This is a genomic window from Bacillus sp. G1(2015b) (assembly GCF_001482475.1).
Taxonomy (GTDB): Bacteria; Bacillota; Bacilli; order Bacillales; family Bacillaceae; genus Bacillus; species Bacillus safensis.
In genome coordinates, this window is sequence record NZ_LKIC01000001.1 from 222765 (window position 1) to 246498 (window position 23734).

Annotated in this window: 8 protein-coding genes; 4 read left to right on the forward strand and 4 right to left on the reverse strand. The window is 45.3% G+C overall.

The window, feature by feature from the left end:
- Positions 1-24: 24 nt before the first annotated feature.
- Genes AMR95_RS01010 through AMR95_RS01020 form a run of 3 tightly spaced genes read left to right on the forward strand, consistent with a single transcriptional unit; the run spans position 25 to position 19114 of the window.
- Positions 25-10158, forward strand: coding sequence for a non-ribosomal peptide synthetase (locus AMR95_RS01010; RefSeq protein WP_058837306.1), 10134 nt, complete (start codon positions 25-27; stop codon positions 10156-10158).
- 13 nt (positions 10159-10171) lie between these two features.
- Positions 10172-18367 (forward strand): non-ribosomal peptide synthetase, encoded by an 8196-nt coding sequence (locus AMR95_RS01015; RefSeq protein ID WP_058837307.1) that lies wholly within the window; start codon positions 10172-10174, stop codon positions 18365-18367.
- 6 nt (positions 18368-18373) lie between these two features.
- The gene (locus tag AMR95_RS01020; RefSeq protein WP_058837308.1) at positions 18374-19114 is read left to right on the forward strand and encodes a thioesterase II family protein; all 741 of its coding nucleotides are present in this window, start codon (positions 18374-18376) and stop codon (positions 19112-19114) included.
- A 37-nt stretch (positions 19115-19151) separates the two neighbouring features.
- Here AMR95_RS01020 and AMR95_RS01025 read toward each other — a convergent pair whose 3' ends face one another.
- Positions 19152-20066: a DMT family transporter gene (locus AMR95_RS01025; protein WP_058837309.1), complete on the reverse strand. Its 915-nt coding sequence runs from the start codon at positions 20064-20066 to the stop codon at positions 19152-19154.
- Between the two features lie 130 nt (positions 20067-20196).
- Here AMR95_RS01025 and AMR95_RS01030 point away from each other — a divergent pair, with 130 nt between their 5' ends.
- A complete protein-coding gene (locus AMR95_RS01030) occupies positions 20197-21534 on the forward strand; it encodes an aminotransferase-like domain-containing protein (RefSeq protein ID WP_058837310.1) in 1338 nt (445 codons plus the stop codon).
- Here AMR95_RS01030 and AMR95_RS01035 read toward each other — a convergent pair.
- The 3 genes from AMR95_RS01035 to AMR95_RS01045 all read right to left on the reverse strand — a co-directional run bounded on the left by AMR95_RS01035 (position 21531) and on the right by AMR95_RS01045 (position 23637).
- On the reverse strand, positions 21531-22223 hold the full coding sequence (locus AMR95_RS01035; RefSeq protein WP_058837311.1) for a 4'-phosphopantetheinyl transferase family protein: 693 nt from the start codon (positions 22221-22223) through the stop codon (positions 21531-21533). The genes AMR95_RS01030 and AMR95_RS01035 overlap by 4 nt on opposite strands.
- A gap of 94 nt (positions 22224-22317) precedes the next feature.
- Positions 22318-22908, reverse strand: coding sequence for a hypothetical protein (locus AMR95_RS01040; RefSeq protein ID WP_058837312.1), 591 nt, complete (start codon positions 22906-22908; stop codon positions 22318-22320).
- A gap of 84 nt (positions 22909-22992) precedes the next feature.
- Positions 22993-23637 carry a YczE/YyaS/YitT family protein gene (locus AMR95_RS01045; RefSeq protein WP_041089049.1) on the reverse strand — a complete coding sequence of 215 codons (645 nt, stop codon included), beginning with the start codon at positions 23635-23637 and terminating at the stop codon, positions 22993-22995.
- Positions 23638-23734: the final 97 nt, after the last annotated feature.

Genomic DNA, 23734 nt, shown 5'->3' on the forward strand with positions numbered 1-23734 from the left:
TGTCAAAAAAGGAAAGGAACTCATATGAAACCATCAATTATAAATAAATCAAATGTACATGAATCAATGGATACGATTTTACAAGATGTACAGAGAACGATTTTACAAACCAACGAAATCGAACGCTTCGCTGTTTTTTCTCATGAAAAAACCATTCGACCGCGGCCATATCACCTCTCTCATTTATTTCTCGACAATCACATGGAGCAGGAGGCCGCAGCTGAATCGATACAGATGCAAATGGCTTCCCCTGCTTTAGCGGACATGCCGCCCGCCCTTTCTTATGGAGGGGATCTAGATGTTAAGGCAGGAGCCCAAACCTTGCAGGACGCCTTAACAGAGGCGGCAAAAACGAAAAATGGGCTGACTTATATCGTCAATAGTGAAAATGAACTCACACAATCCTACGCGCAGTTAAAGGAGGACGCCGAGCGGGTTCTGACAGGTTTGAGGGCTTTAGGACTTGAACCGGGTGATCCTGTATTCTTTCAGTTTTCATCCAATCATGCGATGGTAACAGCCTTTTGGGCGTGTGTGTTGGGAGGATTTGTTCCAACACTAGTGTCCGCTGCACCGACCTATCGGGAAATGAATGCCTCTGTGAAGAAGCTTCATCATGCGTGGAACCTGCTGGAGCATCCGCTCATTTTAACAGATGACTCGCTGGTTGATGAGGTGCAAGGCTTAGCTTTATTGTGGCATACAGACAAGTTACGTGTCGCAGCCGTTGAGCCGATGCTTTCTTTAGAAAGAGATATAGAAGCTTATCCAGCGTCACCGGATGATTCAGTCTTTTTTATCTTAACGTCTGGAAGCACAGGGATGCCCAAATGCGTAGAACATTCTCATCGAAGCGTACTGGCGAATGTCAAAGGAACAGTGGCAGCCAACGGGTTTACACAAAAGGATGTGTCGTTAGACTGGATGCCCTTAGATCATATTGGCGGTATTGTGATGTTTCACCTTGTCAATGTGTACACGGGCTGTGAGCAGGTTCGGGCAAGAACAGATGATTTTATCGCTCAGCCGCTGCGCTGGCTTGACTGGATGGACCGCTACCGTGCAACGAAGACATGGGCGCCTAACTTCGCATTTGCGATGATCAATGATTATGAGAAAGACATCTCGTCAGGATCTTGGGATCTTTCTGCTATGACCTGTATGATCAATGGGGCAGAAGCGGTCGTACCGAAGACGATTCACCGATTTTTACACTTGCTGGCTCCGCACGGCTTAAAGGGAGACGTCATTAGACCAGCATTCGGCATGTCTGAAATCTCTTCAGCCGTTGTCTTCTCTTTTGCGATAGAACGGGGAGATGAAAGCAGCGGGGTCCTAACCTTTGAGGAAACATCACTCACAGAGCAGCTAAGACCAGCGGAGGCACGTGAGACAGGAACCGTCAGCTTTACAGAGCTGGGAAGACCAATTCCGGGTATTACGATTCGTATCGTTAACCATCAGCATGAGCTTCTTCCCGAAGATCATATTGGGAGTGTGCAAATTAAAGGGCCGACGACAATGAAGGGCTATTACAAGAATGACGAAGCGGATCAAGAAGTTTTTCAAACAGACGGCTGGTTCCACACGGGGGATTTAGGTTTCCTGCACGAAGGAAGGCTGACATTAACCGGTAGAGAAAAAGACATGATCATCATCAACGGGAAAAATTATCACAACTATGAAATTGAAGTCATTGCAGAAGAAGTACCCGGCGTCGAAACGAGCTTTGTAGCCGCTTGTTCCGCTCGGATGGAAGCATCTGCATCCGACGAGCTGATTCTCTTTTTTACACCGAAGCTGTATGAACCTTCTTATATCATGAGGGCAAGTCAAAATATTAAATCCCAAATTGCAACAAAAATGGGGCTATCTGCATCGCGCGTGATCCCTGTCCAGAAGCATGCCTTTCCGAAAACAAGCTCTGGAAAAATAGAGAGGGCACAGCTCAAGAAGCGATGGCAGGAAGGCGAATTCGATGAAATCATCAAGGAGCTGGACATCAGACTTGAAAATGAACACACCTTGCCTGATTGGAGTTTACAAAAGAAGTGGATACCTGCTCCGCTCCATGAAGCTGAAACACAAACATTAGGGAACACGGTGATCTTTGCAGATACTTTAGGGCTGGCAGATCAATTGAGATCCCTTTCAAGCAATGAACAAACCTTTATTACGGTTGAACCGGGTCAAGCATTCACACAACTCACACATACACACTTCATCATCCACCCGAATCGGCCGTCTGACTACGAACAACTCTTTGAGACGCTCCGTTCGTATGGCGTTTCGGTGAAACAAATCATTCACCTTTGGAACTACACAACTCAAGAAGACACACTTCATGCAGCGTCGGCAAAAGAAGCTCAGAAAACTGGCAGCATGAGTGCATTATATGTAACAAAAGCGATCGCTGTCTATGAGGAACCGGTAGAGATCACCTTTGTCTCTGCTCATGCGATGAATTTACCGGAAGATCAAACACATGATGTGGAGAAAGCAACGACAGCAGGATTGATGACAGCTGTTCAGCATGAATGGCCGTTTATCAAGGTGCGGTGTCTTGATTTTTCTCTAGCAGAATCAGCTGCTGGTCGTTCTCATGCATCATCGATTATGACAGAGCTTACACATGACACAAGCCATCATATCGCCGCTTATCGCGAAGGTGTTCGTTATACTCCTCTTTTAACGCCGCTTCATCTGGAAAAAGAACAAAGGAGGAAGAAGCCGCCGTTTGAATCATCCGGGCTTTACGTGATAACAGGCGGGCTTGGCGGCATTGGGCGGTTGCTGAGTGAGCACCTGCTGACATCCTATCAAGCGCATCTTGTGCTGGTTGGAAGAAAGGCGAGAGAGGCTTTATCTGTGGAGCAGCAAGACGTATTGATTTCACTTGAGAAATTAGCGGAAAAGCGCGGCGGCACAGTTCTTTATGAAAAGGTGGACATCACTGACGCAAAAGCCATAGAAGCCTTGATCTCAAAACAGGAGGCAGCTTTAGGCAAAAGGCTGCATGGCGTCATTCATTTCGCTGGCATCATTCAAGAAGAGCTGCTTCGTGACATGACGTCTGTGTCATTACATGCGATGTACGAAGCGAAGGTATATGGCACGATTGCGCTACATGAAGCAGCTTCTAAACGGCAGAATGTCTTATTCCTTTCTAGCTCGTCAGCTCGAACGTTAAAGGGCGGGATGACCGTTGGCGCTTATTGCGCGGCCAATGAGTTCGTTGAACAATTTGCTCATTATCAGAGGCTCACCTCTACAGTAAAGCCGTATTGCTTTAGCTTTAGTATGTGGGATGAGACGGGAATGAGTGAAGGCTCAATGATCAAAGGCATGCTAAAAGAAAGAGGCTACCTCCCGATTCCAAAGCGGGCAGGCATTCAAACAATGCTGGCATGCTTGATGACAGATACTCCTCTCATTTATATCGGGTTGGATCGATCGAAGCAGGATATTCAAGAAATGATACAGGGGGATATTCAAACAGAACAGGCCGTATATGTCTTTTTCAAGACTGATCAAACAACGGCTATTGAAGAAAGGCTGTATCAGTCCATTTATACGTGTATACAGTCTCGTCTATCTGGGGAATGTTCCGTACATCTCTATCCTGAAGAATACTGGAAAGAAACAGAGGATGGGATGCCGGACGAAGTGCATTTCAATGAATTAATAAAGGAAAGTGGACAGGGTTCAGAGGACAGAGCACCTCAAACTGAGACGGAAAAACTCTTGGCGCGCATTTGGTCCGAACTGCTTGATGTTTCAAACATCAGCTGTGGTGATCATTTCTTTCTACTCGGAGGTCATTCGCTCAAGGCAACGCAAATGCTGTCAACTGTTAGGCAGAAAACGGGATTTGACGTGCCGCTCGCCGTTCTTTTTGAGCATACGAGACTTGGAGAGTTAGCGGACTGGATTGATTCATATGCCAAAGCCGATGAAGCGATTCCGATACGGAAAATAGAAAAGGGTCAGGAGCTTCCGATGTCCTATGCTCAGCAAAGACAGTGGTTTCTCTATCAATTACAGCCCGATCTAGCATTATACAATAATACGATTTCCTTTCGGATGAATGGACCTTTAGATGTAAAGGTGCTTCAGCACAGCCTGCAGCAAATGGTGCAAAGGCATGAATCGCTCAGAACATCCTTTGCGATGAACGGCGATGAACCGGTACAGATCATACATGAGCATATGACTCTTCCAGCGCTTGAGGTGGTAGATGTATCAGAGCTGGCATCACAGGAAGAAAAAGAACAAAAAGCGGCTGAATGGGCGAAAAGAGAAGCGGGCACACCTTTCCGCTTAGAGCAAGATGCACTTTTTCGCGCGAAATTAATTCGGCTGTCAGAAACAGATCATTTGCTGCTGATGTCCATTCACCACATCGTGTCAGATGGCTGGTCGATTGGCATTGCCGCAAGGGAGCTATCCGAATGGTATACAGCGATGATCGAGGGGAGGGAGCCTGATCTCTCACCACTGCCAATTCAATATGCAGATTACGCACTATGGCAGAAGGAGTATTTGACGGGAGAAACACTTCAGAAGCAGCTTTCCTATTGGAAGGAGCAATTTGCGGTACCTGTGGAAGAGTTGATGCTGCCGTATGACTACACGCGTCCGGCCGTTCAATCCTATAGGGGAAAAACGAAAAAATACCGCTTGTCGAAGCCGTTATCAGAACAGCTGGCGGTTCTTTCTAAGAAAACAGATAGCACCCTTTATATGACATTACTTTCGGCTTTCTCTACCTTGCTGCATCGATTGTCTTCACAGGATGAGTTTGTCATTGGATCCGTCATTGCCGGGAGAAATCGGACGGAGATGGAGCAGCTCATCGGATTTTTCGTGAATACGCTGGCACTTCGGATCGATCATAGCGGGAATCCGGCTTTCACAGAGCTATTAGAGCGAGTGAAGGAAACAACAATGGGTGCCTATGCACATCAAGATGTGCCGTTTGAGATGGTCGTAGATGAACTGAATATTGTACGTGAGGCTGGGAAGCAGCCGCTGTTTCAGGTCATGTTCGTTCTGCAAAACCTGCCTCTTGAAGCATCACCGATGGGTGAGGCGACATCCGTTTTAGCCATTGAAGATAACGATACGGCCAAGTTTGATCTATCCCTGTTTGTTTTTGAAGGGGCGGAAGGTCTTCAATTAAAACTAGAGTATGATGCAGACTTATTTTCTGACGACACGATGGAACGGTTGCTTCGTTACTACGAACAGCTGCTTGCGTGTATTTGTGAAAATCCAGCACAGCCGATCAGACAAATGAATTATCTGCCAGAGAAAGAGAAGCAGAAGCTGCTCTATGAATGGAGCGGCAAAACAGAACAACCAGCAGGCCCGCTTCTCATCACAGAAAGGTTTGAAGCACAGGTGAAAAAGACACCTCATGCGATTGCCCTCGAATCTGGGGAAGACCAGTGGACGTATCAGGAGTTACAAGAGAAAGTCAATCGGCTTGCCGCTTATCTGCAGCAGCGAGGAGTGAAGCCGCATGAACCAGTAGGGCTGCTGATCGACAGGTCGCCTGAAATGATTTTTGGGGTGCTGGCGATTGTGAAAGCAGGCGGGGCCTATGTCCCAATTGATCCTGAATATCCAGATGCACGAATTGATTATATGCTGAGGGATACAGGTATTCAGCTGTTACTAACAAAAAATGAATGGCTGAAACAAGTCTCGATCAGTCAAACCGAGCTCATTTGTCTTGATCAGGGATATGAAGAGTTTTTATCGGAGGGAGAACTCCAACCTGCTGCCCTCAAACCTGATGGACTCGCTTATATCAATTACACATCAGGATCAACCGGTCAGCCAAAAGGGGTTTTGATTCCGCATCAAGCGGTCATCCGGCTTGTATGTGAAACAGATTATGTCACCCTTGATGAACATACGCGTATTTTACAAATCGCTAGCTTTTCCTTTGATGCCTTTACGTATGAAATATGGGGAGCCCTGCTCAACGGAGGAAGGCTGATACTGACCGATCGAAATACGATTTTATCAATGGATACGCTGGCTGACACGCTGACATCTTACAAGATCACAACAGGATTTCTGACAGTGCCGCTGTTTAACCGATTAACAGAGGAACATCCAGAAGCTTTATCTGGATTCAATGCCTTATTGGTCGGTGGTGATGCTTTGTCAGCTGCTCATATCCGTAAAGCGCTGCCGTATTTACCTGAAGGCCTTTTAAACGGCTATGGACCAACTGAGAATACGACGTTCTCCTGTGTGCATCACATTCGGGCAGTGGATGAGGGGCAGGTGGCGGTTCCTATCGGTCAGCCAATTGCGTATTCACAAGCTTATGTACTAGACGACCAGCTGCAGCCGGTTCCGCAAGGTGTCATTGGAGAGATCTATGTAGGCGGTACAGGGCTTGCACTCGGTTACCTTGGAGATGAAGAAAAAACATCACAATCATTTATCCCGCATCCTTTCCAAGAAGGAGCGCGTTTATATAAAACAGGCGATATGGGCCGCTGGCTGCCAAACGGCATCATCGACTGCCTAGGAAGAATCGATCATCAGGTGAAAATTCGCGGACACCGCGTCGAATGCGGGGAAATTGAAGCCGCTATGCTGCGCTTTGAAGACATCATAGAATGTGCAGTCATTCCGCATCAGCATGAGAGTGGCCACAAGCGATTGATCGGTTATTTTGTCCAAAAGGGCAGCGTGACCACGCAAGACATTCGCCATCAATTAAAAGAAATACTGCCAGATTATATGGTGCCAAGCCTATTAATAGAGCTGGAGGAACTCCCGCTCACGGCAAATGGCAAGGTAGACCAAAAACGTCTCCCGCCGCCAGAGTGGAGACAGGAAGAAGTGGACAAACCGGCTGACAAGGCACTCAGTGAGGAAGAACGTGTACTGGAAAAAGTGTGGACTCAGCTGCTCGGCGCTCCTTCGATTGGCGTACATGATAACTACTTTGAGCTTGGCGGAGATTCGATTATTGTCATACAAATGGTGGCGCGCTTAGCACAGGAAGGCTACGTCATTCAGCCGAGAGATGTATTTGAAAAACAGACGATTTCACAACTGGCACTTGCTATGAAAAAGTCAGATGCTGCTGCGTTCTATGATCAGTCGCCTGTCACAGGAGCAGTTCGTCTACTTCCGATCCAATCATGGTTCTTTGAGCAATCATTGATAAACCAAGATTACTGGAATTTATCTGCGCATATGGAATTCAAGCAATCCATACAGCTCAAGCAGCTGACACAGGTTCTCTCAAAAATTGTCGATCATCACGATATGCTGAGAGCGATTTATACAAAAGCAGCAGATGGCTCGTGGATTCAAACCACTCGTGCGCCCGGCATCACCCCTTGTGTCACCTTCTTTGATCTGACGAGTGTTTCTCAGGAGGAAGCGCTGGAACAAATCCGCATGGAGACCGCCGCTTGTCAAGGAACGTTGTCATTAGAGCGAGGGGAAGTCATCAAAGCCGTTCTTTTTCACACAAGTGATGGTATGTCTGAACTCTTTATCGCTGCCCATCATCTTGTGATGGATGGAATCTCATGGCGCATCATACAGGAAGACCTATTAAATGGACTGAAGCAGCTTGCGGCAGGGCAGGAAATCGCGCTTGCAAAGAAAACTGCGTCCTATCAGCAGTGGGCAGAGGCTCTTTATGAATATGCACAAACCGATCAATTACAAGAGCAGGTTCCTTTTTGGCAAAATATCATCAGTCAAGAGGAAGAGGGTTCTCCTTTTCAAACACCTGCGCTTTTCAATATAGAAGAACATGCAGAGATCCTGTCTATTCAATTAACGAAGGATCAAACAGATATTTTACTAAGACAGGCATCTCAAGCGTATCGAACAGAGGTAAACGATTTACTTTTATCAGGACTCACGCAAGCCGTTGGAAAGCCGCTGCTTATTACGTTAGAAGGGCACGGACGCGAGGATTTATTTGAACAGATGGATTTGTCACGAACAGTCGGATGGTTTACAAGCTCTTATCCTATTTTTATTCCTTTTATTCAAACCGATGTTGAGAGACAAATCAAAGATGTCAAAGAAACCTTAAGAGCTGTGCCGCAAAAGGGAATAGGCTATGGCTTACTTCAATACATGACAGCATCTCGTTTACTCAAAAAGGCAGCGCCGCAGATGAGCTTTAATTACCTTGGACAGTTAGATCAAATAGACGGTGAGACACACCTTTATATAGCTGATGAACGAAATGGACATGTACATGATCCAAAAGCAGAAAGACAGCATTTGATCGATGTGTACGGATATGTTGTGAACGGTCAGCTTCAGATGAATTTTATGATCAATCGTGAACTGCTTCAGTATGAAGAGGTGCGCCTGTTACCTGAACGATTCAAAGAAAAAATGGAGGATATTCTGACGCATTGTGTAGAAACAAAAGGCGGTTTTACGCCATCTGATTTTCCAATGGTTCAGCTGACGCAAAAGCAAATCGATGATCTCCCAGACAATGTAGTGGATGTGTATCCACTATCTCCAATGCAGCAAGGGATGCTGTTTCATGCTTTATTAGATCAAGCGTCACAGGCGTATTTTGGTCAAGTGCATATGACGCTCGAAGGCTTAACGGACGGTGCAGCCTATGAAAAAGCCTGGAATCTGCTTATGGAACGTCATTCGATTTTGCGGACAACATTTGCTTGGGAAGGGCTAAAGGAGCCTGTTCAGTTGATTCAATCAGAAGGAAGCATTCACCTCACTCAGCACGATGTGCGCCACCTGAGTGAAACGGATCAGAAGGAAGCCATCGAGCAATATTTGCAAACAGATCGTTTAAAGGATTTCAAACTAGAAGATACGGATGAACCGCTGATTCGTATTGCTTTATTCCATCGTGATGAAAACACATGCACGTTTGTTTTTAGCTTTCATCATATTTTAATCGATGGTTGGAGCTTGTTCAGCTTTATTGAAGAATCCTTTTCTTTGTACCGCTCTCTTGTGGATGAACGGGAGGTGGATCTTCCTGCTGTCCGTCCATATAAAGATTTTATCGAGTGGCTGCAAAAGCAGGATCAAGAGAAGGCGCTAGCGTTCTGGAAACATTATATGTCAGGAGTAGAGGAGGCCACGCCACTTCCAGGAGACGATGGGCATGCTTCAGATGAAGATGCAGGTGTTGATCAGCTAAGTATCAAACTAACGCCCGAGATGCAGGAGAAACTCGAAAAGATGACAGGCAAGCAGAAGGTGACAATGAGCACCCTGATTCAGACAGCATGGGGGCTGCTTTTGCATCTTCATTCAGGATCTGATGATGTCGTGTTCGGAGTGACAGTATCAGGACGGCCGGCGGATTTACCACAGGTTGAAAGCATGACAGGGCTCTTTATTAACACATTGCCGCTCCGTTTGCCGATCACGCCAGAGTGGACCATTTCCAAGCTGCTGGCACATACGCAGGACACAGTTTTTCAGATGCGGGAATTCGAATATACCGTACTGCCAGATATTCAGCAGCTGACCCACATCCCGAATGGAGATTCATTGTTTAACAGCATTGTCGTGTTTGAAAACTATCCGATTGAATCTATCGAGCCATACGGAGTGCGTATTGTAGACATTGCGAGTCATGAAGAAACGAACTATGACCTGACCCTTGTGGCAGTTCCGGGAGATACGCTGGAGCTTCGGGTCACATATCGCCTCAATCAATATACAGAAAAGCAAATACAATCGTTGATGCAGCAGCTGATCCACACACTTGAAGCGATGACAGAACAAATGGAGACACCCCTTTCTTCCTTCACAATCGTGACGAATGAAGAAAAAGAGCGGATAATCACCGATTGGGCGAAAAACGCACAAGTCAGTGTGCTGTACCCAGATCAAGAAGAGGTCTATTCAGGTGTGCATGATCCTTCCTGTGAGACGGAAATATATGTCCTGAGCGAAGAGCATCAGCTCATGCCGATAGGATTCCCTGGAGATATTTTTATCGGCGCAAAGGATATCAAAGCACTTTGCGGGGAGCTTGCTGATTGGATGGAGACGCATAAAATTCCGCATCCATTCAAACATCAAACTGGCGAATCCCTCTATCCGACAGGGGATGTCGGCGTTTGGACTGAAAAAAATAAGATTCAGATTTTGGATTGGATGTAGGAGGAGAAGAACGATGTTAGTGAGTAGACGAAAAGGACATGCAGCAAATCATATCGTCAGAATCAACGGAAAACGGATGGATCTCAAAGCATTAGAGCAAGTCATGATGCTTCATTTTCCGCTTAAGGAATGTGCCATCATTCCGAAGAAAAATCAAGAAGGCAGTCTATCGCTTGTGCTATTTGCACAGGCGAAGGACCCTTCGCTGACAAGGGAGGACCTGATGAAAGGTCCACTTCACCCTCATGAAGTACCAGCTGCTCTTGTCTTATTACCTTCTTTGCCAAAGACAAAAAGTGGAGCAGTCGACACAGAGGCACTGCTTTCGATTGAAATCATAGATCAAGAGGAATTAAGAAAGATAGAAGAGCGCACCAAAGCTATAGATGGAGTAGAGGAAGCGGCCGCTTTCATTGAAAGTCAGTCAGAAAAACAAACGCCCTATCACTTAGATGACCTGTTTCCTAATCGACAGCGTACTCAAGGGAACGGAGCGCTTTCGAAAAATGAAGCGAGCGAGACAAAACAATCATCTGTACATGAGAAGCCGCCTGCACTTGTGTATGGCGGAGATGTGATCAAAAAGCCAGGCACACCTGTCACACTGACAGAGGTGCTGATTCGATCAGCTTTTATGTCACCAGACCGCGGGGTGACTTATTTGAAAGAAGACGGGCGTACGTTGACCCAAACCTATCCTGAATTACTAACAAGCGCTGAACGGGTTCTGTCCGGTTTAAGGGCAGCAGGACTGACAAACGGTGATCAAGTGTTACTTCAATTGAAAGATCATCAAGATTTTATCACGGTGTTCTGGGGCTGTATTCTCGGAGGAATCATTCCGACCCCGGTCTCCGTGCCGCCTGTTTATGATGAAATGAATCAAGGTGTGAATAAGCTGAAGGGCGTGTTTCAGCTGCAAAATGAACCTTTCATTATTACGAATGAAGCAAGTGCTGAGGACATTGCTGGGCTGCGTGAGACATTTGAAGCAAAGACCATGCCTATCTTAACAATTGAAGCATTGCTGGCGTATGAACCAGATGAACAGCATTATGAGCCTGAGCCGGATGAGCCTGTGCTGCAGCTGCTGTCTTCAGGAAGTACGGGTGTACCAAAGTGTATCCGTCATCATCATCAAAGCATTTTATCTAGAATTATTGCTTTTGAGCAGGTAAACGGCTTTACACATGAGGATGTGTCGCTTAACTGGATGCCACTTGATCATGTTGGTGGAATTGTCATGTTTCATGTACATGACGTCTACCTTGGCTGCCAGCAGATTAGTCCATCCATCGATCAATTTATCGAGCGGCCGATGGTGTGGCTCGATTGGGTAGAAACATACGGTGTGACAAGAACATGGGCGCCAAACTTTGCTTTTGCCATGATGAATGAATATGAGGAGGACATTCGTAAAGGGAGCTGGGACCTGTCTACTCTGACTTATATCATGAATGCAGCCGAAGCAGTTGTCCCGAAAGTCACACAGCGCTTCATGCACATCATGGGTCAGCACGGATTAAGCCGTCATGCGATGGTACCTGCTTACGGCATGTCAGAAACATCCTCAGCCATTGTTCAGTCAAAGAAATTTATGCGGAACGGTGAACAGGATGGCCAGCTGACGATTGTTCAAAATTCATTAACAAGTGAGATCGAATATGTGACGCACGATCATCCGAACAAGATGACGTTTACAGAAGTCGGCACACCGATTCCGTCTGTATGGATTCGAATTGTAGATGAGCATCACGAGGTGCTGCCAGAAGATCAGGTTGGGCGCTTGCAGGTGAAGAGTCCAACAATTATGATGGGCTACTATCAAAATGAGGAAGCCAATCAAGAAGTATTTGCGGAAAACGGCTGGTTTCACACGGGGGATTTAGGCTTTATTCACGAAGGGCGTCTCGTTCTGACAGGTCGAGAAAAAGACATCATTGTTATCAACGGCGCAAACTATTTAAATTACGAAATTGAAGCGGTTGTAGAAGAGGTGGACGGGGTTGAAGTCACCTTTGCTGCTGCGTACGGCATTTATAATACCGAATCAAGCAACGACACGCTTGCCGTCTTTTTTGTGTCACAAAGGGATTCAATAGAGGAACAAATCACGATGATTCAACAGGTTAGAGAGGCCATCATTCGAAAAATCGGCATAGAGCCTGATCACATCATTCCGGTGAAAAAAGATCAATTTCCGAAAACGGAGAGTGGGAAAATCCAGCGTGCCCAGTTAGGCGCAGCACTAAAAGATGGAGCCTTCCGTGACATTGAACAGGCACTGGATCTTGCTTCTGAAAATGAACAAACACTCCCAGATTGGTTTTTTAAACGCATTTGGGCTAAGGAGAATATCGGTCCAACTCAGTCTTTTGCTGACCATGTCCTCGTTTTCGAGGATGAAAAAGGACTTTATCAATCGCTTTACGTCCAATTTGAGCAAAAGAATCAGCCATATATTTCTGTGAGAAAAGGGCATGAATTTTTGCGTCTGTCTAAAGGGATGTATCAGATAAACCCGAGAATCAAGGGAGATTACGTCAGGCTCATTGCAGCACTTGAAGCAGATGAACTAAAGACCGGGCGCATGCTCCATCTGTGGAATGTGTCAGACAAAGAAGACATCGTTGATCCTGCGCATTTCAAAGAGCTGCATGCCAGCACCAATCAATCCATTTTGTACTTGTATCAAGCATTGAGACAAGCAAATAAAGAGCCCATCCGTTTTGTCGTTGTGACAAAAGGTGGACAATTTGTGCAGCCTGAAGACGATCTTCATGTGGAGAAAACGCCGCTTGTAGGTCTATTAAAAACCATTCCGCAAGAATGGGAAGGAGCAGAGGTGTCTCATCTTGATATTGAAGCGGAGAATGTAGAACAGGATGCCAAGCATATTGCGGATGAATTGTCTGCTATCCATATAAAAGCAGAAGTGTCTTACCGAAATGGGGACAGGTTCGTACCAAAGCTGGAAAAAGTTAATATGATGGAAGCACCTCAAACAGAAGGGTTTTTAGAATATGAAGGTCTTTATTTATTGACTGGAGGACTTGGCGGGATTGGGTTTGAGCTGTCTAAGCAGATGCTCCAATTTGGCTTAAAGCTCGTCTTGATTGGACGGACATCTCTGGAAGGCAGCTTGGAAAAGAAAGAAGCCTTCTCACAGTTAAAAGGTTTTGGTGACGTCATTTATGTCCAAGCGGATGTGACCAACTTATTTGACGTCGAACAGGCGAATTATGAAGCAGAAAAGCATTTTGGACAATCGATCCGAGGTGTGCTGCATTTGGCCGGTGCTGGCAATGTGTCTGAGCATTTTCAGCAGGCGGACAAGTATACACTGGCTCATACGTCAGAAGAGGATTTCACAAAAGAAATGTCAGGGAAAGCAGACGGGGCATGGGTGCTGCAGGAAGCCTTTAAGTATGATCCGACAATACCGCTTGTCTTTTTTGGATCGGTCAATGGCTTTTTTGGCGGCACGACATTTGGGGCATACTCTGCGGCCAACAGCTTTTTAGATGGACTCGCCCACGCTCTCAACTTTCAACAAGGAAGACGAGCGATTTCTTTGAACTTCAGTATGTGGGATAATCTCGGTTTGTCTAAGGGGCATACAGGAGCAGCTCTCACCGTTCGCAAGGGATTTCAATTGATTGGAAAGAAGCAAGGTCTCCATTCATTATGTCTAGGTGTTCGGCTGAATGAAGCGCATCTATTTATCGGACTGGACGGAGCAAACCCAGACATCGCCGGGTACCTTCAGCCAGCTCCAATACCGGTTTTTGAAAAAAAGCTTTTTTACACTGTTCAGCCTGGCAAAGAAGTGCATGTTGAAGAGATCAAGAGCGTCGCAGAAGGCAAATGGGACATTCAGCAAGTACAGGAAATACCGAAAAAACAAGATGGCTCTATTGATCATGAAGCTCTCAAATTGAATCATGACAAAAACGTACTAAGCCTTGAAAAGCAATTGCCAGAAACGAAGACAGAGCAGGTTCTTGCCGCCATCTGGGAGGATATTTTAGATGTAGATCGCGTGTACAAAGAGGATCAATTCTTCGACCTTGGCGGACATTCACTAAAAGCGACTCAAACCATTTCTCGGATCAATCATGAATTTTCAATGAAGGCGCCTTTAAAAATATTATTTGAAAGCACACATTTGGCACATCTGGCGCAAATGATTGATGACATCAAAGGGGCGCCAGCCGTTCAGGAAGCCAAAATTCCAAAGCTTGAAAAGAAAACAAGCTATGAGCTGTCACATGCCCAGAAGCGCATTTGGTTCTTATCCACATTAGAAAAGAGCCATCATTACAATATATTAGGTGCTTGGAAGCTGACAGGATCATTACACATTCAAGCATTAACAAAAGCGATTGGCCTTTTAACAAAGCGGCATGAAGCACTTCGGGCAACATTCGAATCACTTGGCGGCAAGCCGGTCCAACTCATTCGAGAAGACCTTCCGCCATCTGTGACTGTGGCAAATTTCTCGTTATTTAATGAAAAAACAAGAGCGAGAAGACTGAAGCAGCTCATTCAGCAAGAGGCAGAACGCGTCTATGATTTAGAAAGAGGACCTCTTGCGCAGTGGACAATAGTAGATATGGGCAAGGAGGAGTATTATCTTCTTTGCGCGCAGCATCACATCATTTCAGATGCATGGTCACTCAGCCTGCTCATTCAGGAATTAGAAGTGGCATATGACGCACTGCTTGCAGATGAAACGCCGCAGCTCCCAGCCTTAGAAATCGAATGGACAGATTATGTACATTGGGAAAATGAACAATTAAAGCATCATCAAGCAGACAAAACCTATTGGCTCAATACGTTACAAGGTGAACTTCCAGTGCTGGATCTGCCGTTTGACCGCCCTCGTCCGCCGGTTCAAACATTTAACGGTGCTACAGAGCAAATCGTATTGGATGAACCGCTTATCCGCCGCTTGCAGGCTTTGTCTAAGCAGCAGGGCACGACACTGTTCATGACGATGCTGTCTGCGTACTACGTCCTGCTTCACAAGCTGTCCGGACAGACAGATATCATTGTTGGATCGCCTATTGCAGGCCGGGATGCCAAGCAATCAGAGCAGCTCGTTGGGATGTTTGTGAATACACTTGCGCTGAGACAGGAAGTCTCAACAGCAGAGACGTTCGCCGATCTCTTGGAAAACGTGAAAGAGATGACATTGAAAGCGTTTGAACATCAGCATTATCCATTTGATAAGCTTGTCGATGACCTTTCGTTAGATCGAGATTTAAGCCGGTCACCTATTTTTCAGGCGGCCATGGGGTATGTCACCAATTCGCTTGATGTAAACCTAAAAGGGCTGACAAGTGAACATGTGGTGGTCCATCATACAGTATCTAAATTTGATCTCACCCTGCATGTATTTGAACAGGAAGAGCAGCTGTCGATTCATGTGGAATACAATACGGATTTATTTGATCAAGAGACCATCCATCGTTATATGAACTATTATCTCCATGTGCTAGACGGCATGACGGCTCAGCCTGAGCGTACATTTGCTGATTATTGCTTAATGGACAAAGCGGAACAGGCGGCGATGATTATAGGGAAAAATCAAACGGAAACGCCTTATCCAAAGCGTACGCTTCAAGAATTGTTTGAAGAGCAGGTGAAGCGTGATCCGCATCGTATTGCCTTGTCCTATATGGATGAGCATATGACGTATGAAGCCTTAGATAAGAAGGCGACAAAGCTTGCTACTTACTTGCAGTCAAAAGGAATTGGACCAGGCTCCCTTGTCCCGATGCTTTTTGATCGCTCCTTTGACATGATTGTGTCGGTACTAGGAATCATCAAATCTGGTGCTGCATATGTTCCGATGTCACCTGAATATCCTGATGCACGCATCCGTCTCATCGTTCGTGATACGCAAAGCGATGTGATCATCACCCAGTCTCATTTTGCAGACCGTCTAGTGGACTTTACATGTACAAAGATTGTCATGGACAAGCCAATACCAGAAACAAATGCAGTGTATCAAAGAGAATCATCGATCATAGGTGAAGACCAGATAGCCTATGTTAATTACACATCAGGCTCAACAGGTACACCAAAAGGCGTGATGCTTCCTCATGCAGGAGTTGTCCGCTTGGTTAGAGAAACAAATTATATAAAGCTCGGTCCAGATGACAAAATGCTTCAGCTCTCAAACTATGCTTTTGATGCCTTTACATTTGAATTATGGGGAATGCTGCTGAATGGCGGTCAGCTGATTCTGCTCCCAAAATATGCAGCACTGAATATGGACGAATTAACACAGTTCATCAAAACGCATCAAGTAACAGCCAACTGTCTGCCAACCGCTTTATTTAATCGATTGGTGGAGCATGATCCAAAAAGCGTGTCAGGCTACCGCACATTACTCGTTGGCGGGGAAGCCATGTCTAGTGAGCATGCACGAAAGGCACTGCCGCATATGGAAGGTGTGCTCGTCAATGCTTATGGTCCAACAGAAAACACGACCTTAGCCACAACACATCAAGTCACACACGTGCCAGCAGGTGCAAAATCAGTTCCAATTGGTGTGCCGGTGTCGAACTCAACTGTTGTCATACTAGACGATGCGCTCAACCCAGTACCAGCAGGAGTCAAAGGAGAAATTTATATCGGTGGAACTGGCCTTGCTAAAGGCTATCTTCATGATCCAGAACGGACAAAGGAGCGGTTTATTGACAATCCTTTCCCTGAACTAAAGGGAGACAAGCTGTATCGTTCAGGCGACCTTGGTACATGGCGGTCAGATGGCACCATTGAATACCTCGGCCGAAAAGATCATCTAGTGAAAATTAGAGGCTACCGAATTGAATGCGGAGAAATTGAGACAGCACTGCTCAAGCATCCACAAGTCAAAGAATGTACAGTCATCGCCAAAACGTATGGCAGCTCAAAACGGTTGGCAGCCTACCTTGTGACAAACGGAGACAATCCTGTTCCGGGCTGGAAAGCCTTTTTGCAGGAAAGCCTGCCAGGCTATATGATTCCAAGTTACTTTGTCGTACTGGATGAAATGCCGGTGACAACGAACGGGAAGGTTGATCAAAAAGCACTGCCAGAGCCAACAGAAACAATCTCCCTTTCCCAAGATGACGACAAACCGGTCACCGAAACGGAGGAGCGGATTGTCGCAGCTTTCAAGGAAGTGCTTGGTGTGAAGCAAGTTGGTATGCATGACTCCTTCTTTGATCTGGGCGGCGATTCCATTATGAGTATTCAGGCTGTCGCCAAATTAAAAGAAAAAGGTGTTCGTGTTGATCCAAAATGGATTTTTATGCACCCTGCGCCTGCGCAATTAGCCGCACATTTGGACGCAGTACCAGAAGCCGCTGAGAACGTCGAAAGGTCTCCGAAGGACTATGTGATCGAGCTGAAAAAAGGTGATCCAGCCGAACCAAGAATATTCTTTGCACCGCCTGCTGGTGGAACGGTGATGGGCTATATTGATGTTGCTAAGCTCATGACACATCAAGGTGCTGTGTACGCCTTGCAGTCTCCTGGCCTATATGAGGATGAAGAGCCGCAATTTCTCCATTACACGGAGCTTGTGACCCTTTTTATTGAAGCTATTGAAACGTTCTACCGTCCGGGCATTGACTATCTTGCAGGGCATTCAATGGGCGGGCATCTTGCCTACGGAATGAATCAGCGGCTCTCTCATGCAGGAAAAGCACCGAAAGGACTCATCATTTTAGATACGGTGCCAGTGCTAAGAGATGAGGCAGATCAGGCACTTCATGCCGATATGAACGAAGAAGAAGTGAAAATGCTCGCACTTGTCCTTGGAATGGGGAATCTGGTCGGCATTCACCCAGAAGCTTTACAAGGATTGAGCTTCCAGGAAGTGAAGCAGAAAATACTCAAAGAGGCAGAAAAGGATAAAGTTGTTCATCAATTCATGAATGATCAATATTTAGATAAATATTTGCAAATGCAAACGCATAATACGATCATGTCACAAGCCATTGAATTAGAAAAAGAACCATTCCCTGTGCCATTTTATATTGTCCAAAGCAGTGATCACGCAAGCGATTTCCAGAAGAAGTTCGCAGACTGGGAGGCTTATACGAAAGGATCGTGCTCGTATTACCACATCAAAGGAGACCATGTCACCATGATGAAAAGACCGCAGGCAGATGAACTGGCACGGATTCTTCAAACGATTATAAAGGGGTAAAGACGTATGAATCAGTTATTTAAAACCTTTGAAAAAAAATCAGATCTCATTCAGCTTATTTGTTTTCCTTTTGCCGGCGGATATTCCGCCTCATACCGTCCGCTCTTTGAACAGCTAAAAGACAAGGCCGAAGTCACAGCGGCAGAGCCTCCAGGGCACGGCACCAATCTCATGCCGCTTGAATCAAGCATTGACAAGCTGGCAGAGTTGTATAAAGAAGGGCTCACGAACAAATTGAACCGTCCATTTATTCTGTTCGGACATTCAATGGGCGGACTTGTAGTATACAGACTAACCCAGCTGCTAGAAAAGGAAGGGATTTATCCCGCAGCAGTGGTGATCTCAGCCATTCAGCCCCCGCAAACAAAACGGCAGATGCTGACGCATTTATCCAATGACGCATTTGTACAGCATATTGCCGAAATGGGCGGGATTCCAAAGGAATTACTAGAAAACAAACCAATGATGGATTACTTTACACCATCCTTGCGTGCAGACTACAGGGCACTAGAAACCTTTCAGCACACAGATCAATCGATCATCGACACACCTGTTTATTTATTCAATGGAAAGCAAGATGAGAAATGCATGAAGGATGCAAGCGGCTGGCTAAAATGGGCAAAAACCATCGAACGCACCGATTTCGATGGAGGCCACATGTACATCAACACACATCCCGAGCCATTTGCAGAGCAGATGAGACATGTGATTGAACTTGCAGCCAAGCAGCAATTGATCAGACATTAAAAAAGAAAGCGGCTCTCTTTAAAGAGGCCGCTTTTTCTTATGAATTCGGTTTCTTTACCACATTCCCGCCAATCACCCCGCCAATGACCAGCACCCCTCCGAGGAAATGATACCAATCAATCGTTTCGTGTAAAATGAGAACCCCGGCGGCGACTGTGATAAACGCGGATAAATTATTAAAGATGCTGACCTTTGCCGCTTCTAGGTGCGAGAGTGCATAGTTTGATAAATACGCCGTGAGAAGCGATGAAAGAATACCTAAAAAGAGCATAGACCATACAAAGGATGCATCTGTAAATGGACTGAAAAACTCCGGCAATGAGCCATTGATCGAATGCCGGATAAGCGCAGCGGCATTGAAAAAGACAAAGCCAAAGAAGGTCATCACAAAGGTGAGTTCGATCACATGGAATCGTTTTGTAATCACTCTAGCAAACACACTATATGCACTGGATGACAAGGCTGAAAGTAAAATCAGCACATAGCCGATGAAGTGAGAATGCTGGACATCAATTCCCTTCATGACAAAGAGAAGCATCACACCGCACACAGAAAGAAGGGTAAACAGCACTTGTATCCATGTCGCACGTTCCTTTAAAAACCAGGCTGCCAGCAGCATCGTCAAAATGGGAATCGTCGCTTGAATGATGCCAGCCTCTGAAGAAGATGTATACATCAATCCCCACACTTGAAAAGCAAAGAACAAAACAGGATAAAGCAAGGAAAACGGTACGATATAAATGAGATCACGCCATTGAATGGATATGCGATTCTTCTTTCGTAAAAATGGATACAGCAATAGAGCGGCTGCAAAAGAAACAGTAAAGCGGTGTGCCAATAAATCGATTGGGTTTGCTGATTCTAATGCTATTTTGACAAATAAAAAGGAAAAACCAATGATAGAGGCATATGCGATCGCAGCAGCATACGCTTTTTGTTTTGAAATATTCATAACGTGACTCCTTACATGAGCATGCATGCTTCAAATGAATTGACCGGTTCTGTTCTTCTATCGTAATCGGAACATCTAACGTGTACAATAAGAGAACATAATATCTGTACCGGTACAAGGAGGAAAAGGCGTGAGGAAATATGATCAGCTTGTCTTGAGTTTAAAAGAAAAAATGGATTCAGGGGAGTACAGCGCTGGAATGAAAATTCCCTCCATTCGCCACTTAGCGGCTCAATATGCAGTGAGTAAAAGCACTGTCATCAAAGCGCTAGACACATTGGAGCGTGAACATCTGCTGTATTCTGTAGAAAGAAGCGGCTATTATGTCGTGAAAACGAAGCAATCAGTTGGTAAGCAGGATGGCACATGGATTGATTTTGCTTCCTCTGCACCTGATCCCGTGGTGTTTCCGTATGTCGATTTTCAGCACTGCATCAATCAAGCGATCGATTTGTATCAAAACGACTTATTTATTTACGGCACAGCCAACGGTTTACCATCTCTGCTGCCAGTCATTTCAAAGCGATTAATGGATTATCAAGTGTTTGCTCAACCAGAACAGATCGTCATGACCTCTGGTATTCAGCTCGCGTTATCCATTTTAAGCACCATCCCTTTTCCGAATGAAAAACAAACTATACTTGTAGAACAGCCGGGTTATCACTTATATCTCCAATATTTAGAGAAAAACCAATTGCCTGTGCTCGGAATTCAGCGGACGGAAAAAGGGATCGATCTGATCGAATTAGAGCGTATCTTTCGAGAAGAGGAGATTCGTTTTTTCTATACGATGCCACGATTTCAAAACCCGCTTGGAACGAGTTTATCAAAGCAAGAAAAAAGAGCGATAGCAGCCCTTGCTGAGAAATATGATGTCTACATTGTTGAGGATGATTATATAGCAGATTTAGAATTTGATACAAAAAGAGACCCGATTTATTCATACGATCAGGCAGGAAAGGTTATTTATTTGAAAAGCTTTTCGAAAATCATCTTTCCAGGGCTGCGAACAGGAGCGGTCGTCTTACCTGAAGAACTGATTAGACCTTTTAGCGAACACAAACGGCTCATTGATATCGACAGCTCTATGCTGTCCCAGGCAGCTTTAGAAATATATTTAAAAAGCGGGATGTTTGAGCGGCATAGAGACAGAATGCGGGCGAGCTATCGAAATCGCTCTAAGCAGCTCGTAGCAAGTTTAAAAAATGATCAGGGCGCTTATCAGCTGGGAGAACAGGAGCCGGCTACCCATACACATGTACGTGTCGACCGGTCGATTCCCATGAACCAGCTCATTCAGCAGCTGAAAAAGGCATCTGTTTCCATTCAGCCAATTGACCGCCATTACCTGAAGGCCTATCAAAAGGACCCGATTTTTCAGCTAAACATCTGGCAGGTGAAAGAAGAGCAGATCACACGCGGAGTCGATCTATTAAAGACGGTATTTCAGCAAATCACGCGTTATTAAAGGCGGGACAGTACATCACTGCAAGTGAGTCTCTCAACGCTATCAGCCGCAGCAGACTTTCGTGTGCATACCGCCATTTGGTAGGCAGGATCAATTGAATATGTTTGAACAAAGCAAGGCGTTTCATGATCAGGTAATGTCAACGTAGCCTGTCCATCCTCTGAAAGACGGGCTGTAAAGGACGAAAGACCGTAGGATAATCCTTTTCCAGTCAGCTTGATAAAGGCCTCCTTCATTGACCATAGATGAAAGAAATAGGCTTCCTGCCGCTCTGCCGGCTGTGAGAGTAAATCCTGATACTCATCCGCTGAAAAAAATCGCTTGGCAATCGCCAGATCAATAGGTTTGATTTCCTCAATATCAATGCCAACAGGTGCATCATCTACTGCGCAAACGACCCAATCGCCAGAATGAGAAAGATTAAAATGAAAAGAAGGAAGCTGCCGGACAACAGGCTTGCCATTGCCCTCAGTTTCAAAAACGATCTGATCCATAGGCAGATCGTACATATCATGGATCGTTTGACGAACCAGCACCTCACCTAACAAGGTTCTTCTGGCATCGATCAAAAAACGAAAGCGATCAGCCGCAGCACGCTTTTCAGATGACACAAAGGACTTCAAACGCTCTATTTGTTGTTGTGCATTGATTTCATCTAAGTGTTGTAATTGGATAGCAAATATCTTCATAACGAACCTCTAATTTTTTACATTCATTGTACCATTGGAGAGTGACGTGCAAAAGGGTCCATTAATGTAAAAAGGACAGCGAGCCTCGCTGCTTTTATGTCTGTTTCATAATGTGTACACCATTCGGATCAATTGTCTCCATTTTATCAATATCCGTCATGACCACATCAAGCAGGGAAAGGCGTTCTCCTTTTTGCCAGTGAATGGGCTGATTCAAAGGTGATAGCAGCTGATCCACTTTAGGTGTCTGTGACAAATCAGGAATAGCAATTGTCATAGCATGCAGCGCATCGTTTCCAGTTTCAATGACATCTGTACGCCGCTGTAATTCAAGCCTTAAACGAAGAGGTGTCGAAAGAAACGTTCTCCGTTCCCCTTCTTGGACAGGCCAGTTTAATTCCTTAGCTTGTGCAAGCAGCTGATCATATTCTTCGTTTGAGACAAGAAAGCCGATGTGATCAAACAAGACTTTTTTACTATATCCGAATGTGATATTGATCTGACCTTTTCTCATTTCGATGATTCGAAAAGTCGGCTGCTTATATCTAAAATCATCCCATGTGAGCGGGGGATGAAAGGAACCATCCTTTGTGAAACGTCCTTTTACCTCAAAGCCCAGCGAACGATACGCTTGTTCTGTCTCTTCAACAAATGGTGTCCAGTAATGATAGTGGAAAAGCTGCATGAGATCTCCAACTCCTATGTGTGAATATTCTGTTTTTTTATTTTAACACAAGAAAAGCCATTCTGATTATAGAATGGCTTGTTCTCATCTAGTAAGGGTTTGAACAGGTTTTTCTGCTGTTTTTGTAATGAGCAGCTGCAGGAGTCGTGTCGATTGCGGCAAGGAAAAACGAAGGACAAGACCTGTGAAGATCGCAGTCAAAATCGTTCCAATGCCAATCGGTCCGCCGAGCATCCATGCAAATAAAAGCACTGTTAACTCAATGCCATTTCGAACCCACTGTACGTTCAGTCCCGTTTTCGCTGAGATGAGCAGCATTAATGAATCCCTTGGCCCAGCGCCAAGATTGGCTGAGACATAAATGCCAACACCGTATCCAGAAACTACAACACCCGTAATAAATACATATAAAGCCGGTAAATACCCATGTGGTGCAGGTAATATCGCATTAAAGAAATCAATAAACACACCAATCAGCACCATATTCAGTAAAGCGCCGATCTTTGGAAATGATTTCGTGAAAATAGAAGTCAGTGTCACAATAAGTGCACCAATGATAATGGACCATTGTCCAATTGTGAGTCCAAAATGCTGAAACAGTCCGTAGTGGAAAGCGTCCCAGGGACCAATCCCAAGGATCTTCCCTTTCACTGTCAGCGATAGTCCAAAAGCTAGTACGATCAATCCAACAAAATAAAAAAACCAACGTAAAAGATGTTCCCGCTTCAAAAGCATTCCCTTCTTTCTTAAACACTCGATTTCCATCGTAACATACTCTCACACCCCTTTAAATGGCTTTGCTCAATTGTAATCGCTTACTCCAAAA